The sequence below is a fragment of the Spirillospora sp. NPDC049024 genome, from assembly GCF_040649235.1.
Taxonomy (GTDB): Bacteria; Actinomycetota; Actinomycetes; order Streptosporangiales; family Streptosporangiaceae; genus Spirillospora.
Window position 1 is genome coordinate 279209 of the sequence record NZ_JBEZFD010000001.1, and the last position, 14477, is coordinate 293685.

General features: G+C 74.0%; 16 protein-coding genes. 7 read left to right on the forward strand and 9 right to left on the reverse strand.

The features are described from left to right. Window positions 1-102: 102 nt before the first annotated feature. From AB0C21_RS01300 to AB0C21_RS01315, 4 genes are all read right to left on the reverse strand, one after another. Window positions 103-1788: a ribonuclease J gene (locus AB0C21_RS01300; protein ID WP_500202107.1), complete on the reverse strand. Its 1686-nt coding sequence runs from the start codon at window positions 1786-1788 to the stop codon at window positions 103-105. Beyond that, window positions 1785-2723 (reverse strand): 4-hydroxy-tetrahydrodipicolinate synthase, encoded by a 939-nt coding sequence (gene dapA, locus AB0C21_RS01305; RefSeq protein WP_500202108.1) that lies wholly within the window; start codon window positions 2721-2723, stop codon window positions 1785-1787. The genes AB0C21_RS01300 and dapA overlap by 4 nt, the downstream gene beginning before the upstream one ends. 155 nt (window positions 2724-2878) lie before the next feature. Further along, window positions 2879-3100, reverse strand: coding sequence for a hypothetical protein (locus tag AB0C21_RS01310; RefSeq protein WP_149257682.1), 222 nt, complete (start codon window positions 3098-3100; stop codon window positions 2879-2881). A 138-nt stretch (window positions 3101-3238) separates the two neighbouring features. Beyond that, on the reverse strand, window positions 3239-4273 hold the full coding sequence (locus tag AB0C21_RS01315; RefSeq protein ID WP_500202109.1) for a hypothetical protein: 1035 nt from the start codon (window positions 4271-4273) through the stop codon (window positions 3239-3241). Between the two features lie 238 nt (window positions 4274-4511). Here AB0C21_RS01315 and AB0C21_RS01320 point away from each other — a divergent pair, with 238 nt between their 5' ends. Further along, entirely contained in the window at window positions 4512-4688 is a 177-nt protein-coding gene (locus AB0C21_RS01320; RefSeq protein ID WP_160160852.1) for a hypothetical protein, read from the forward strand. Window positions 4689-4690: 2 nt separating this feature from the next. On the opposite strand, the gene AB0C21_RS01325 is transcribed toward AB0C21_RS01320, so the two are convergent. After that, entirely contained in the window at window positions 4691-5668 is a 978-nt protein-coding gene (locus AB0C21_RS01325; RefSeq protein ID WP_500202110.1) for a DMT family transporter, read from the reverse strand. Between AB0C21_RS01325 and AB0C21_RS01330 the strand changes: the two genes are divergently transcribed. Next, window positions 5667-7061 (forward strand): aminotransferase-like domain-containing protein, encoded by a 1395-nt coding sequence (locus tag AB0C21_RS01330; RefSeq protein WP_500202111.1) that lies wholly within the window; start codon window positions 5667-5669, stop codon window positions 7059-7061. The two genes, AB0C21_RS01325 and AB0C21_RS01330, sit on opposite strands and share 2 nt — an antisense overlap. A gap of 45 nt (window positions 7062-7106) precedes the next feature. Here the strand turns inward: AB0C21_RS01330 and AB0C21_RS01335 are convergent, their stop codons facing one another. Both AB0C21_RS01335 and AB0C21_RS01340 read right to left on the reverse strand, forming a co-directional pair. Continuing rightward, window positions 7107-7460 carry a VOC family protein gene (locus AB0C21_RS01335; RefSeq protein ID WP_500202112.1) on the reverse strand — a complete coding sequence of 118 codons (354 nt, stop codon included), beginning with the start codon at window positions 7458-7460 and terminating at the stop codon, window positions 7107-7109. Beyond that, window positions 7457-7711 (reverse strand): hypothetical protein, encoded by a 255-nt coding sequence (locus tag AB0C21_RS01340; protein ID WP_500202113.1) that lies wholly within the window; start codon window positions 7709-7711, stop codon window positions 7457-7459. Before AB0C21_RS01340 ends, AB0C21_RS01335 begins: the two co-directional genes overlap by 4 nt. A 105-nt stretch (window positions 7712-7816) precedes the next feature. Here AB0C21_RS01340 and AB0C21_RS01345 point away from each other — a divergent pair, with 105 nt between their 5' ends. From AB0C21_RS01345 to AB0C21_RS01360, 4 genes are all read left to right on the forward strand, one after another. Then, complete coding sequence (locus AB0C21_RS01345) at window positions 7817-8413, forward strand: CGNR zinc finger domain-containing protein (protein ID WP_500202114.1); 597 nt, start codon at window positions 7817-7819, stop codon at window positions 8411-8413. 70 nt (window positions 8414-8483) lie between these two features. Beyond that, window positions 8484-9044, forward strand: a complete 561-nt coding sequence (locus AB0C21_RS01350; RefSeq protein ID WP_149257687.1) for a GNAT family N-acetyltransferase — start codon at window positions 8484-8486, stop codon at window positions 9042-9044. A 48-nt stretch (window positions 9045-9092) separates the two neighbouring features. Beyond that, window positions 9093-10742 carry an MFS transporter gene (locus AB0C21_RS01355; RefSeq protein ID WP_500202115.1) on the forward strand — a complete coding sequence of 550 codons (1650 nt, stop codon included), beginning with the start codon at window positions 9093-9095 and terminating at the stop codon, window positions 10740-10742. Window positions 10743-10776: 34 nt separating this feature from the next. Next, entirely contained in the window at window positions 10777-11643 is an 867-nt protein-coding gene (locus AB0C21_RS01360; RefSeq protein ID WP_500202116.1) for a 1,4-dihydroxy-2-naphthoate polyprenyltransferase, read from the forward strand. Here the strand turns inward: AB0C21_RS01360 and AB0C21_RS01365 are convergent. After that, a complete protein-coding gene (locus tag AB0C21_RS01365; RefSeq protein WP_500202117.1) occupies window positions 11607-12617 on the reverse strand; it encodes a hypothetical protein in 1011 nt (336 codons plus the stop codon). The two genes, AB0C21_RS01360 and AB0C21_RS01365, sit on opposite strands and share 37 nt — an antisense overlap. A gap of 258 nt (window positions 12618-12875) precedes the next feature. Further along, entirely contained in the window at window positions 12876-13550 is a 675-nt protein-coding gene (locus AB0C21_RS01370) for a uracil-DNA glycosylase (RefSeq protein ID WP_500202118.1), read from the reverse strand. A 112-nt stretch (window positions 13551-13662) separates the two neighbouring features. On the opposite strand from AB0C21_RS01370, the gene modA reads away from it, so the two are divergent. Next, complete coding sequence (gene modA, locus AB0C21_RS01375; protein WP_500202119.1) at window positions 13663-14442, forward strand: molybdate ABC transporter substrate-binding protein; 780 nt, start codon at window positions 13663-13665, stop codon at window positions 14440-14442. Window positions 14443-14477 lie beyond the last annotated feature (35 nt).

Below are 14477 nucleotides of genomic sequence, written 5' to 3' on the forward strand. Positions count from 1 at the left end.
CCCTCCCGGTTCCCGGGATGGCGGGCGGGCGTGTCGAGCGGACGGCCGCGGTCGCCGGCCCCGGTCGGGGACCGGTCCGCGGCCGTCCGGACGGCGGCGCCGCTAGACCTCGACGACGACCGGAATGATCATCGGGCGGCGGCGGTAGTTCTCGCTCACCCACTTGCCGACGGTGCGCCGGATCAGCTGGTTGAGCTGGTGCACGTCGTTCACGCCGTCGCCGGCCGCGTCCCGCAGCACGTCCTCGATCCGCGCGATGACCTCGTCGAAGTCCTCGTTGACGATGCCGGCGCCGCGGGCGTGCACCTCGGGCCCGGCGACGAGCTTGCCGGAGCTGGAGTCGACGCCGATGACGATGGAGACGAACCCCTCCTCGCCGAGGATGCGCCGGTCCTTCAGGGAGGTCTCGGTGACCTCGCCGACCGACAGGCCGTCCACGTACACGTATCCGGCGGGGACCGCACCGACGATCTTGGCCTGGCCGTCGACGAGGTCGACGACGACGCCGTCCTCGGCGATGACGATGCCCTCGTCCGGCACGCCGGTGAGCGCGGCGAGCTTGGCGTGGGCGCGCAGGTGCCGCCACTCGCCGTGGATCGGCATGAAGTTCGCCGGCTTCGTCATGTTGAGCACGTACAGCAGCTCGCCCGCCGAGGCGTGCCCGGACACGTGCACGAGCGCGTTGCCCTTGTGGACGATGCGGGCGCCCCACCGGGTGAGGCCGTTGATGACGCGGTTGACCGCGTTCTCGTTGCCCGGGATCAGCGACGACGCCAGCATCACGGTGTCGCGCTCGGTGATGCGGATCGAGTGGTCGCGGTTGGCCATCCGCGACAGCGCCGACATCGGCTCGCCCTGCGACCCGGTGCACACCAGCACGAGCCGGTCGCCGGGGATGTCGTCGATCACCTTCTGCTCGACCATGATGTCCTCGGGGACGTTCAGGTACCCGAGTTCGCGCGCGACGCCCATGTTGCGGACCATGGACCGCCCGACGAAGCAGACCTTGCGGCCGTTGGCGACGGCGGCGTCCAGGACCTGCTGGACGCGGTGGATGTGCGAGGCGAAGCAGGCGACGATGAGCCGCCCCTGCGCGGTGCGGAACACCTCGTCCACGACCGGCCCGATGTTGCGCTCGCTGGTGACGAAGCCGGGCACCTCGGCGTTCGTCGAGTCCGACATCAGCAGGTCGATGCCCTCGGCGCCGAGCCGGGCGAACCCGGGCAGGTCGGTGAGCCGGCCGTCCAGCGGGAGCTGGTCCATCTTGAAGTCGCCGGTGTGCAGGACGAGCCCGGCGGGCGTGCGCACGGCGACGGCGAGGGCGTCCGGGATGGAGTGGTTGACGGCGAGGAACTCGCAGTCGAACGGCCCGAACGAGCGGCGCTCCCCCTCCGCGACCACGTCGGTCACGGGTTTGATGCGGTGCTCGGTGAGCTTGGCCTCCAGCAGCGCCAGCGACAGCCGCGAGCCGACCAGCGGGATGTCGCGACGCTCGCGCAGCAGGTACGGGACGGCGCCGATGTGGTCCTCGTGGCCGTGCGTGACGATGACGGCCTCGATGTCGTCGAGCCGGTCCCTGATGTACTCGAAGTCGGGCAGTATCAGGTCGACGCCGGGCTGCTCGGTCTCGGGGAAGAGCACGCCGCAGTCGACGACGAGCAGGCGGCCGCCGTACTCGAACACCGTCATGTTGCGGCCGATCTCCCCGAGCCCGCCCAGCGCGACGATCCGCAGGCCCCCCTTGGGCGGTGCGGGCGGTTCCGAGAGATCCGGGTGAGGATGGCTCACCGGGCGACCTCCGGGATGACGACCTCCGGCACTTTGACTCCCCCTATCGTGAGGTCTTCTCGCAGGCGCGCCGCGAACTCCGGCGAGGCCTCCACCAGCGGCGCGCGGAGCGGGCCGCCTCCGGGGAGGCCGAGCAGGTTCAGCGCTGCCTTGACGGCGATGGCGCCCTGCGTACGGGTCATGATGGCGGCGACCACGGGCAGCAGCCGCCGGTGGATCTCCAGCGCCCGGCCGTGCTCGCCGGCCAGATAGGCGTCGATCATCTCATGGAGCTCGGTCCCGACCACGTGGCCGACCACGCTGACGAACCCCGCCGCCCCGACCGACAGCCACGGCAGGTTGAGGTTGTCGTCACCGGAGTACCAGACGAGGTCGGTCTCGGCCATCACCCTGGACGCGCCGAACAGGTCGCCCTTGGCGTCCTTGACGGCGACGATCCGCGGGTGCTCGGCGAGCTGCACGAGCGTGTCGTTCTCGATCGGCACCCCGGCGCGCCCCGGGATGTCGTACAGCATGTTGGGCAGCCCCGTCGCGTCGGCCACCGCCGTGAAGTGGCGGACGAGGCCCTCCTGCGGGGGCTTGTTGTAGTACGGCGTGACCACGAGCAGGCCGTGCGCGCCCGCCTCCTCGGCCTGCCGCGCGAGTTTCAGGCTGTGCTCGGTGTGGTTGGTCCCGGCACCGGCGACGATCACCGCGCGGTCGCCGACCGCCTCGATGACCGCGCGAAGGAGCGTGCTCTTCTCTTCGTCGCTCGTCGTGGGCGACTCGCCCGTCGTCCCGTTGACGACGAGGCCGTCATGGCGCCGCTCATCGACCAGGTGGGTCGCGAGGCGCGCGGCGCCGTCGTAGTCGACGCCGCCGTCGGGCAGGAACGGGGTGACCATGGCGGTCAGCATCCGTCCGAACGGAGCGCCAGTGGATGTGCTGGGTGCCATGCAACGAACGGTACCGTTCCGGCCCATCCACTTGGACCCGCAGGTCGAAGCAGAACGAGCGAAAACGGAAGGAAGCCGCCGCCACACGCTCGGGGGTACGCGTGGCGGCGGCTCCCACAACGCACATCGTGGCACGCAAAAGCCGCGTTACGGGGTCAGTCCGGCCACGTCCCGGACTCGGTTGGATAACGTGACCCATCGGTCATCTCATGGAGTCGGACACGGAGCTCCTCGACGTCGGAGGTGCGCACAAGGTCGTTCCCCCGGACCGCCCACCATTGGCCGGACCCGCCCCGGCCGATCCGCCAGTCGGCGAACTCGGCCGCCAGTTCGCCGATCCGGTCGGCGTCGTACCGCGCGGACTGCTGAGTGCCCATCGGCCGTCTCCACTTCCTTTGGCATCCGCCAGTCGAAGCTTGACCTTCCGCACCCTCCACTACCCGCGTGGATGTACGGATATCCACCCCTTTTTACCTGGGGATACCGGCGTTTCGGAACGTGACGGCGCGGGTTTCTCAGCCGCCAAAACTTCCTGTCGCTCGGGGTAGCCAGGTTGCGCGGTAACGTGACCATTCGGACGGGTTCGTGGTCCAGTCCGCGTACACGCCCACCCCGTACGGGCGCCTGGGCGGCCGCTCAAGGTCGTCGATCCCCCGCCGGATGCCGCGCAGCGCGACGGACAGGTCCTCCGCCCACTCCGCGAGGGGCCGGTAGGTGGGGACGCCCATGAAGACCGTGGTGCGGTCGCCGATGAGCTCCAGCGTCGTGCGGGTGTGCCGGGCGAAGTGCCACCCGGCGAGGGCGCGCGTCGGCAGCGCCACGTCGTAGGTCATGATCGCGACCTGGTCGGCGCGGTCGGCGACGGCGCGCAGGAAGTCCTCCGTCGGACGCGGCGGATAGTGGATCTTCCCCGTGCGCGGGATGAGGGCCTTGTAGACGGGCTGGACGGCGTCCAGGAGAGTCGGCTGCTCCAGCGCCACCGACAGCAGCCTCCCCTTGGCCCGGGTCAAGTCGCGGGTGGCGTCCATGAGCGTGAGGAAGGCGCGGTCGTCGGGGTAGATCGGCTCGAAGTCGTAGTGGATGCCGTCGAACCCGAGATCGAGGAGGGTCGCGTCCGTCCTGACCACCCGGGCGCGCACGGCGGGGTCGTCGAGGTCGATGACGCCCTTGCCGTCCACCATCCGGATCTGCCCCAGGTACGCCTGCGCGCGGACGCGCGGCGCGTACTTTCGCATGGCGGCGATGAGTTGCCGCGCGTAGCGGTACTTGCTCTCCGGCACGGTGCCGTCCGCCTCGAACGGCCCCGTATGGAAGAAGACGTCAGTGATGCGGTTCTCCGCCAGGAGCTTTCCGAGCGCCTGGTACTCGGCGTCGCTGTGGGGCTCCCCAACCCACTGGTGCCGCGCCCACAGGGCGTTGGCCTCGGTGCCGCGCGCCAGGGGTTCGGGCTGCCACCACACCCAGGCCCCGGCGAACACGAGCGCGGCCAAGCCGAGCACGTAGGCCGCCGCCCACCCCAGAATCCGTCCGACCCGCCCCAAAACCCGCATCGCGCAATCATGGCGGATGAGCCGGGCGCGAGGGCGCCGCCGTCCCAGCGGCGCCCCAGCCGCGCCCCACGGTCCGGCCATAAAATGATCATGGTTGGGACGTGTTCGCGCGCCGCGCGCGGCAGCGGTTGACAACGGGGGAACCTTGTATTCACGAGGCGGCTCGTGGTGTCGGCCCGTTGGTCACGATGGGGAGCCGCTCGGCCCTTACCGTCCACGCGGATGGAGGTCAACCGGCATGCGAGTCCCACCGAGGCAGGGCGAGCCCCGCCCCCTGATCAGTACGCGGGCCCTCGTGATCGTCCTCGCGGCGGTCGGCGCCGCCGCGCTCGCCGCCGCCGCCCCGGATCTGGCGATCCCGATCGGGGTGGGCGTGGCGGTCGTCACGCTCCTGGCCCAGATCGTCAAGGACTGACCTCACCCGTGCCGGGCGTGCCCGGCGGGCATGCCGACCGCGCGCTCCAGCGCGGGATCGGGCAGGGTGCGCCGGATGCGGGCGCGCTGGGTGAGGGCCACGCAGACCAGCACGGCCACGGCCGCCAGCGCGGTCGTGGCGTCGATCCGCTCGCCGAGGAGCACACCCGACCAGAGCAGCGTGAGCATGGGCTGGGTGAGCTGGATCTGGCTGGCGCGGGCGATCCCTGCCCGCGCCAGGCCCTCGTACCAGGCGAAGAAGCCGAGGTAGGCGGAGAAGACGGACACGTAGCCGAAGCCGAGCACGGCGTGGGCCGTCCAGACGGGACGGGTCGTGGCGAGCAGCCACCCGGTGACCGGGACGGTGACGGGGACCGCCAGCACGAGCGCCCAGGAGATGACACGCCAGCCCGGCATGTCGCGGGCCAGGCGCGCGCCCTCCGCGTAGCCGGCCGCGCAGGTGAGGAGGGCGGTGAACAGCAGCAGGTCGGCGGGCGTGACGCGGCCCGCCCCGCGGACCAGGGCGAAGCCGGTGACGCAGGCCGCGCCGGCCGCGCTCGCGAGCCAGAAGACGCGGGACGGGCGCTCCTCCGCGCGCAGGACCCCGAGCACGGCGGTGGCGGCGGGCAGCAGCCCGACGACGACGGCCGAGTGGGCGGCGGAGGCGCCGTGGTCCAGCGCGAGGGTGGAGAACAGCGGGAACCCGAAGACCACTCCGGCGGCGACGACCGCCAGGCTCACCCACTGCCCGCGGCGCGGCGGGCGCGCCCGGACCGATAGCAGTGCGATGACGGCGAGGACGCCCGCGGCGGCGGAACGGCCGATGCCGATGACGTACGGGTCGAGCCCTTCGAGCCCGAGGACCGTGGTCGGAATGGTGAGGGAGAAGGTCAGGACTCCGAGGGCCGCGAGCCCCAGCCCCGCCCCCGAAGTGCCGGCCGCTATCGCCCGGCGGGCAGTAGCGCTATCTTGTTTCCTCATGAAAGACGATAGCAGTGTGGCGGCGCTGGCCGGCAGGCTGCGCACGGAGGTCCTCCGGATGAGCCCCGGGGAGCGCCTCCCGTCGAGCCGGGCGCTGGTCGACCGGCACCGCGTCAGCCCGGTCACGGTGTCGCGGGCGCTCGGCCTGCTGGCCGCCGAGGGCCTCGTGGTGACGCGGCCGGGCAGCGGGGCGTTCGCCGCGCCGCGGCCCGAGGCCGCCCCGGAACCGCCCGACCACGACTGGCAGGCGGTGGCACTCGGCGACCGGTCGGTGGACGGGTCGGGGGTGTCGTGGCTGCTCACCCCGGCGCCGGACGGCACGGCCGCGCTCAGCGGCGGCTACCTGCATCCGACGCTCCAGCCGGTGCGGGCGCTCGCCACGGCGGCGGCGCGCGCGGCCCGCCGGCCGGACGCGTGGGAGATGCCGCGGCTCGGCGGCGTGCCGGAGCTGTGCGCCTGGTTCGCCCGCACGGTCGGCGGCGGCGTCTCCCCCGCCGACGTGCTGGTCACGAGCGGCGGCCAGCAGTCGCTGACGACCGTGCTGCGCGCGCTGCTCCCGCCGGGCGCCCCGCTGCTGGTCGAGTCGCCGACGTACCTCGGCGTCCTCGCGGTGGCGCGGGCGAGCGGGCTGCATCCGGTGCCCGTGCCGGTGGACGCGGACGGCGTCCGTCCCGACCTGCTCGCCGAGGCGTTCGCGATGAGCGGGGCCCGCGCCTTCTACACCCAGCCCGCCTTCCACAACCCGACCGGCACGGTGCTGGCCGCCGAGCGGCGCGAGCGGGTCCTCGCCGCGGCGCGCGCGGCGGGCGCGTTCGTGGTGGAGGACGACTTCGCGCGGTACCTCGGCATCGACGCGCCTCCGCCGCCGCCGCTGATCGCGCAGGACGCCGACGGCCGGGTCGTCCACATCGCCTCGCTCACCAAGGCGACCGCGCCCAGCCTGCGGGTGGCGGCGGTGATCGCCCGGGGCCCGGTCGCCGAGCGGATCCGCGCGACGCAGCTCGTCGAGGAGTTCTTCCCCGCCAGGCCGCTGCAGGAGACGCTGCTCGAACTCCTCAGCTCCCCGGGCTGGCCGCGGCACCTGCGCACCGTCCGGGCCGCCCTGCGGTCGCGCCGGGACGCCCTCCTCACCGCGTTCGCCCGCGACCTGCCGGAGCTGCGGGCGAACCGTCCGGCGGGCGGGCTGCACCTGTGGGCCCGGCTGCCGGACGGCGTGGACGACACCGCACTGGCCGAGGCCGCGCTGCGCTCCGGCGTCCTGGTCAGCGCGGGCCGACCGTTCTTCCCCGCCGAGGCGCCCGCTCCCCACCTGCGGATCAGCTACGGCACGGCGGCCTCTGAGGCGGAACTGGCCGAGGGCGTGCGCCGCCTCGCCGCCGTCCTGCGCGCCTGAACCGCCCCCGGCCGTGCCGGTGTCGCCCCTACGAGGGGGCGTCGGTCAGGAGGCGGTGCAGAAGCAGAACTCGTTGCCCTCGGGGTCGCGCCAGACCTGGAACGGGTTCGCCGGGTTCCCCATGGGCCCGGCGGCCGGGGTCGCGCCGAGGCTCGCGGCCCGCTCGCCGGCGAGGCGGATGTCCGGGACGTCGAGGTCGAGATGGAGCCGGTTCTTGGTCTTCTTGCCCTCGGGGACGCGCTGGAACGACAGGATCGGCCCGCCCGTCCCGAGCGGCTCCAGGTCGAGCCAGTCGCCGCTCGCCACCGTCGTCTTCATGCCGAGGAGGCCGCCCCAGAAGGCGGCCATGGCGTCCAGGTCGACGCAGTCGATGACGAGGTTGCCCACCTTCGGGATCATCGCGCGCCTCCCGCCGTCCGCGCGGAGTGCGCCGCGGCGCGGGCGCAGTACGGGGCGGGCGGCGTGCGGCGCGCCCGGTGCAGCCCGCCGACCATGTCGAGGACCCGGGCCCGCCGCCGCGCGGCGCGCTCCTCCGCCCGGGCGCGGGCGACGAGCCGCGCCTCGACGATGTCGGCGTGCAGGCGGGCGTACTCGCGGTCGGCCCAGGCATGGCGCATCGCGAGCACCCCGAAGTACGGCAGCTCGTTCATGTCGTCCCCTCGTTCGTTGACACCACCTAAACCGTAATGCCGGTGTCCCGATCCGCGCAACCGGTAAAAGCTTTATGCCGGTGTTGCCACTTGGTAGAGTGCTCCGTGGACGAGCGGGAGGACGCGATGGCCGGCACTCACACGGGCGACGAGCCCGCGGCGGCGCCGAGCGATCCCGCGGCGCTGCTGATCGACTTCGTCAACACCCTCGACGTCGAATCGGCCGCCGACGACATCGCGACGCCCGCCGGGCTCGCCGGATGGCTGGCCGGGCGCGGGCTCGTCCCCGGCGGCGCCGTCGCCGCCGAGGCCGACCTCGGCACCGCCGTCGCCCTTCGTGAGGGCCTGCGCGAGGCCATGGCCGCCCACCACGGACCGCAGGACGCCGACCTTCCGGACGAACTCGAGGACGCCCTCGCCGCCCTGCCGCTGCGCGTCGTCCTCACCGGGCCGCGTCCCGCGCTCGTCCCGATCGACCCGCCCGGCACCGCCGCCGGCGGGCTCGCCCGGATCGCCGCCGCGATCATGGACTCGGTCGCGGCCGGGACCTGGCCGCGGCTGAAGACCTGCCAGGTCGACGACTGCCGCTGGGCGTTCCTCGACACCTCCAAGAACCGCTCGCGCACCTGGTGCTCGATGAAGGTCTGCGGCAACCGCGCCAAGACCCGCGCCTACCGGGCACGGCGGCGCGCTCCCGGGTAGCCGGCGCTCGCTAGGGTGGACCGCGAGCCCGGCGGAGGGCGCGGATCCCGGCGAGAGGACGTGGGACGGCATGGCGGATGTGGGGGTGCGGCCCGCGCGGCGCGCGGACGCGGCCGCCGTCGCCGCCGTCCAGGTGCGGGCGTGGCGGCACGGGTACGGCGACCTGCTTCCGGCGGACGTCCTGAGCCAGGTGACCAGCGACGCCGCTCTGGAGCGGTGGCGGGAGAAGTGGGCCGAGGCGGCGACGGCGCCGCCGAGCCCCCGGCACCGGCTGCTGGTCGCGGTGGCGTCCGACCTGGTCGTGGGGTTCGCCGCGCACGGCCCGGCCGAGGACGCCGACCTCGATCCCGCCGGCGCCGCCGAGCTGATCACCCTGCTGGTCGACCCGCCGCACACCCGCGCCGGGCACGGCAGCCGGCTGCTCGCCGCCACCGTGGACCTGCTCCGCGAGGACGGCTTCGACACCCTGGTCTCCTGGGTGTTCGAAGGCGACGAGGCCACCCGGACGTTCCTCGGCTCGGCCGGGTGGGCGCCCGACGGGACGGCTCGCACCCTCGACATGGGCGAGCCCGTCCGGCAGATCCGGCTGCACACCGACATCAGCACCGCGCCGGACGAGGCGGGCTCCTAGCGAGGGGCCGGTGAGACGCACCGGCGCCCCGGCCATATCTTTGAGGTCGTGCCCGAGTCCACCTCCCTGACGCCGCCTCGTGCCTCCGCACCGGCGCCCTCCGGCCGGCAACGCCGGCTCGGCCTGGTCGTCCTGAGCCTCGGCGTCTCGCTGGTCGTGGTGGACGCCACGATCATGGGGGTGCTGCTGCCCCGGATCGTGTCCGACCTCGGCCTGTCGACGTCCGACGCCGAATGGGCGACCTCGGTCTACTCGCTGGTGTTCGCCGCGCTGCTCATCCCGTTCGGGCGGGCGGGCGACCTGGTCGGGCGCCGCCGCATGTTCGTCCTCGGGGTGGCGGTGTTCGCGGCGGCGAGCCTCGGCGCCGTGCTCGCCCCCGGCGGCTCGGCCCTCATCGGCGCGCGGGCGCTGCAGGGCGTCGGCGCCTCCATGGTCATGCCGGCGACGCTGTCCACGCTGAACGCGGTGTTCACCGGGCGGGACCGGGCCGTCGCCTTCGGCGTCTGGGGCTCGATGATCAGCGGCATGGCCGCGCTCGGGCCGCTCGCCGGCGGCGCGCTCGCCACCGGCGGCGGCTGGCGGTGGGCGTTCGGGATCAACCTGCCGCTCGGCGCCGCCCTGATCGCCGGCGCGCTGCGGTTCCTGCCCGAGACGCGCTCGCCCGCGCCGGGCGGCGCGCGGCACGAGATCGACTGGGCGGGCGGCGCGCTCGCCGCCCTCGGCCTCGGCGCGCTGGTGTGGGGGATCATCGAGGGGCAGACGTACGGCTGGTGGACCCCGACGCGCCCGTTCTCCGCCGCCGGGTTCGACTGGCCGGAGACCGCCCTGTCGCCCGTCCCGGCGGTGCTGGCGCTCGGCGTCGTGCTGATCGCGGCGCTGGTCGTGGTGGAGCGGGCCCGGGCGGCGTCCGGGCGGCCGGTGATGCTCGACCTCGCGCTGTTCCGCGTCCCGAACTTCCGGCGCGGCAACCTGGCCTCCGCACTGATCAGCGTCGGCGAGCTGGGGCTGCTGTTCGTCCTGCCGCTGTTCCTGCTGGGCGTGCACGGCACCAACCCGCTGCAGATCAGCCTGGCGATCCTGCCGCTCGCCGTCGGCGCGTTCCTGTCCGGCGGGTACGCGGGCAGGCTCGCGAACCGGCGCGGCGCCCACCGCGTCGTGCAGATCGGCATGGTGCTGGAGGTGGCCGCGGTCGTCGCGCTGGCCCTCACCGTCTCCGCGACGACGGGCGGGCTCGGCCTCGCGCCGTGGATGCTGCTGTACGGGCTGGGCCTCGGGCTGACCTCGGCGCAGCTGGCCAACGTGTCGCTGGCGGACGTCCCGGCCGCGCAGTCGGGCCAGGCGTCCGGGACCCAGTCGACGGCCCGGCAGGTCGGCGCGGCGCTCGGCATCGCCGCGATCGGGACGGTGTTCGCGACGAGCCTCGGGCACGCGATGACCGACCGGCTGGCGGGCTCGTCGCTGAGTCCGGAGCGGCGCGCGGCCGTCGCCCACGACCTGCGCGGCAGCGCCGGGACGTACGGGCGCGAGCTGCACGCCGCCCCCGGCCTCGCCGCCGAGGCGCACGCCGCGGACGCCAGCCTCGCCGTCGCGACGCGGAACGCCGCCCTGACCACCGCGGCGATCCTCGCGCTCGGGCTCGGGCCGGCGCTGCGGCTGCGCCCGAGCACTGATGATCATCGGGAAGAATCGAAGCGCTAGTCCCCCTGTCGTCCTACGAGAACAAGCGGTAACTGTGGCCACGCTCTCCCAATGGGTCGCCGGATCCCGGCCCCGCACCCTGCCCGCGTCCCTCGTACCCGTCGTCGTCGGCACCGGCGTCGCCGCCGGAGCGGACGACCCCGTCTGGTGGCGCGCGGCCCTCGCCGCGGTCGTCGCCCTCGTGCTCCAGATCGGGGTGAACTACTCCAACGACTACAGCGACGGCATCCGCGGCACCGACGAGGACCGCGTCGGCCCGCTGCGGCTCGTCGGGTCGAAGGTCGCGCCGCCCAGGCAGGTGCTCGCCGCCGCGCTCGGCTGCTTCCTCGCCGCCGCCGTGGCCGGGCTCGTGCTGGCCGCCGTCACGACGTGGTGGCTGCTGCTCGTCGGCGCGTTCGCGATCCTCGCGGCCTGGTTCTACACGGGCGGCAAGACGCCCTACGGCTACCGCGCGCTGGGCGAGGTCTCGGTCTTCGTCTTCTTCGGCCTGGTCGCCGTCGTCGGGACGACCTACGTCCTGATCGAGGAGCTGCCGTGGGAGGCGTGGGCGGCCGCCGTGCCGATCGGGCTGCTGGCGTGCGGGCTGCTCGTCGCCAACAACCTGCGCGACATCCCCACCGACCGGGAGTCGGGCAAGCGCACCCTCGCCGTCGTGCTCGGCGACCGCTGGACCCGGATCATGTACGCGGCGTGCACCGCGCTGCCGTTCATGTTCGCCCTGGTCCTGGGGGCCGCGCACCCGTGGGCGCTGCTCGCGCTGCTCGCGGCGCCGCTGTCGCTCCCGCCGACGCAGAAGGTCCTGAACGGCGCGACCGGCCCCGCCCTGATCCCGGTGCTGGGCGAGACCGGCCGGCTCCAGATCGCCTACGGCGTGCTGCTGGCCATCGGCCTGGCGCTCTGACCCTCGGCCAGCAGGAACGCGCCGGTGAGGCCGGTGACGAGCCCGGTGAGCACCCCGGCGAGGGCGACCAGCCCTGTGGCGGACGCGGCGTCCGGGGCCAGGAAGCCGGGCTGGGCGAGCACCACGAGCAGCCCGTAGAGGGACGCCGCGAACATCGCGCCTGAGCCGGCCCAGGCGACGGCGAGCGGCACCGCGAACCGTACCGGGCGGCCCGCGCGCTGGACGATCAGTATGAGCGCGACCACGCAGGCGGCCCCGAGCAGGCCCTCCACCCCGTCGGCCATCTGCTGGGGCAGGTTCCGGTCGGTGAGCTCGTGGCCGCGCAGGCCTGCCGTCCCCCCGAACGCCCAGAAGAGCTGCACCGCCGTGAAGACCGCGCCCGGGACGGCCGCCCCGCGCGCCAGGAGCACCTGCAGCGAGTGGGTCGGCCCCTTGGGCACGCTCGCGGTGCGGATCTCGAAGATCCGCGGCCACCGGTCGCGCGCGTACAGGACGAACGCCGCCAGCAGCCCGACGCCCTGCACGGTGAAGCCGGTGTAGACCATGCCGTACACCCAGCCCTGCAGCGCGTTGTCACCGCCCGTCAGCGGCTCGGACGAGAACAGCGCCTGCAGGAGCGTCCCCAGCGGGACGGCGAGGACGATCGGCGCGAGCAGCCCCACCGCGACCCAGATCGGCGCCAGCACCAGCCACGCCGGGATGCGGCGGCCCCAGCGGAAGGTGAACGCCAGCGCGACCAGCACGGCCGCCGCGTCCATGCCCAGGGTGATCGCGTTGCCCACGTAGAGCGCGGAGCCCTCGGCGGCGGAGGCGTCGTTCCAGCCGACCGTGCTGCCGGACAGCCAGGCGATCTTGATGGTGAGGTAGGGGACGCACGCGGCGATCGTCGCCGCGCAGACGGCCAGGCGCAGCGGCCCGGGCCCGCCGTGCGCGGCGCGCGCGCGTACGGCGGGCCGGTGAACGGAAACGGTCATGCGACGACGATCCACCGGACCGGCCGCCCCGCGCCTCCCGCCGCGGGGTGAGGCCGGCCGCCCCCGTCCCCCGCGCGGGTGAGGCCGCGTGTTTCGGAGTCCCGGCCCACTTCGCTCGCCTGGCGGCTCGCTACGTGACCGGGCCTGGGCGAACGCGGCATCGCTTCGCGATCAGCCCGGTTCCGCTCGCCTCCGGCTTCGCAGAACCGGGCAGGTCACGCGTTCGCGCGTGGCCGAGGCCGCTTCGAGACAGGCCCGCTAGGCCCAGTCGATCTCGGGGCGGCCGGCGTCGACGAGGGCCTTGTTGACGGCGCTGAACGGGCGCGTCCCGAAGAACTTCTTGGCGCTGAGCGGGCTCGGGTGCGCCGACTCGATCACGGTGTGCTGAGGGCCGGTGATCAGCCGGGCCTTCTTGCGGGCGTAGGCGCCCCAGAGGACGAACACGACCCGCTCGCTCTTGTCGTTCAGCGCGCGGATCGCGGCGTCGGTGAAGTCCTCCCAGCCCTTGCCCGCGTGCGAGCCCGCCTCGCCGCCGCGGACGGTCAGCACCGCGTTCAGCAGCAGGACGCCCTGGTCGGCCCAGCGGGTCAGGTCGCCCGACACCGGCGCCGGGACGTCGAGGTCGGCCGCCAGCTCCTTGTAGATGTTGCGCAGCGACGGCGGGAGGCGCACGCCCTCCCGCACGCTGAAGCTGAGGCCGTGCGCCTGGCCGGGGCCGTGGTAGGGGTCCTGCCCGAGGATCAGGACCCGGGCGCCCTCGAACGGGCAGTGCCGGAACGCGTTGAACAGGTCCTCGCGCGGCGGGTAGACCGTCTGCCCGGCGTACTCCCCTTCGACGAACGCGCCCAGCGCGGCGGTGCCGATCGGGTCGAGCAGCGGTTCGAGCCGCTCCCGCCAGTCGCCGGGCAGCAGTTCCATCAGGTCGAGGGACATCGTCGGGCCTCCGAGAAGTGATCTCCAGTTGGTCGGAACACTAGTGCGGGCCTCTGACACGCCAGGGCCGAATCCGGGGACTCCGGACCCCTCGACCCTAGGATGAGATCAAATGCCCGATTCCCCCCGTCGGCGCCGCTTCCGCGCGTCCGCACTGCTCGCCGCGCTCGTCCTGCCCGCCCTCGGCGCCGGCTGCGGCGACTCGTCCGGGCGGGTCACGCTCACCGTTCTCGCGACCTCCTCGATGACCGAGGTGCTCGGCGAGATCGGGACGGCCTACCAGCAGGAGAACCCGGACGTCAGGGTGCGGTTCGCCTTCGGCGGGACCCCCGAGATCGCCGACCGCCTCGCCGAGCACGAGCCCCCCGACGTCCTGGTGACGGCCGACGGGGCGAGCATGGACGAGGAGCGCGAGCACCTCGGCGGGCGCCGCCGCGTCATCGCCCACGACTCGCTCACGATCGCGGTCGGGCCGGGCAACCCCCGCCGCGTCCGGGACCTGCGCGACCTGGCGCGGCCCGGCCTGCGGGTGGCCGTCGGCGCCGGGACGGTCCCGGTCGGCCGCTACACCCGCCAGGTCCTCGCCAGGGCCGGTGTCCAGGTCCGGTGGACCAGCGAGGAGACCAGCGCCCGGGCCGTCCTGGACCGGATCCGCGCCGGCGAGGCCGACGCGGGGCTCGTCTTCATCACCGACCTCCGCTCGGCCGGGATCGCGGCGAGCAGCGTGCCCATCCCCGCGGACCTCAACGTCACCGCGGCCTTCCCCGCCGCCGCCGTCCGCGGCGGAGAGCACGAGGACACCGCGAACGCGTTCGTGTCGTGGCTGCTCACGCCCGGAGCGCAGCGGCTGTTCAACAAGTACGGCTTCGTCACACCGACCGCCCCCCGGTGACGCGCGGGGAACGGATGGGCGCCGACTTCCGTTTA

What these genes read in the sequence shown, in the direction of transcription:
- AB0C21_RS01315 (WP_500202109.1), bottom strand. Translation starts at nt 4,273, where the DNA reads ATGCGGGTTTTGGGGCGGGTCGGACGGATTCTGGGGTGGGCGGCGGCC.
- AB0C21_RS01330 (WP_500202111.1), top strand. Translation starts at nt 5,667, where the DNA reads ATGAAAGACGATAGCAGTGTGGCGGCGCTGGCCGGCAGGCTGCGCACG.
- AB0C21_RS01365 (WP_500202117.1), bottom strand. Translation starts at nt 12,617, where the DNA reads ATGACCGTTTCCGTTCACCGGCCCGCCGTACGCGCGCGCGCCGCGCAC.
- AB0C21_RS01340 (WP_500202113.1), bottom strand. Translation starts at nt 7,711, where the DNA reads ATGAACGAGCTGCCGTACTTCGGGGTGCTCGCGATGCGCCATGCCTGG.
- AB0C21_RS01325 (WP_500202110.1), bottom strand. Translation starts at nt 5,668, where the DNA reads ATGAGGAAACAAGATAGCGCTACTGCCCGCCGGGCGATAGCGGCCGGC.
- AB0C21_RS01320 (WP_160160852.1), top strand. Translation starts at nt 4,512, where the DNA reads ATGCGAGTCCCACCGAGGCAGGGCGAGCCCCGCCCCCTGATCAGTACG.
- AB0C21_RS01335 (WP_500202112.1), bottom strand. Translation starts at nt 7,460, where the DNA reads ATGATCCCGAAGGTGGGCAACCTCGTCATCGACTGCGTCGACCTGGAC.
- modA (WP_500202119.1), top strand. Translation starts at nt 13,663, where the DNA reads ATGCCCGATTCCCCCCGTCGGCGCCGCTTCCGCGCGTCCGCACTGCTC.
- dapA (WP_500202108.1), bottom strand. Translation starts at nt 2,723, where the DNA reads ATGGCACCCAGCACATCCACTGGCGCTCCGTTCGGACGGATGCTGACC.
- AB0C21_RS01370 (WP_500202118.1), bottom strand. Translation starts at nt 13,550, where the DNA reads ATGTCCCTCGACCTGATGGAACTGCTGCCCGGCGACTGGCGGGAGCGG.
- AB0C21_RS01310 (WP_149257682.1), bottom strand. Translation starts at nt 3,100, where the DNA reads ATGGGCACTCAGCAGTCCGCGCGGTACGACGCCGACCGGATCGGCGAA.
- AB0C21_RS01350 (WP_149257687.1), top strand. Translation starts at nt 8,484, where the DNA reads ATGGCGGATGTGGGGGTGCGGCCCGCGCGGCGCGCGGACGCGGCCGCC.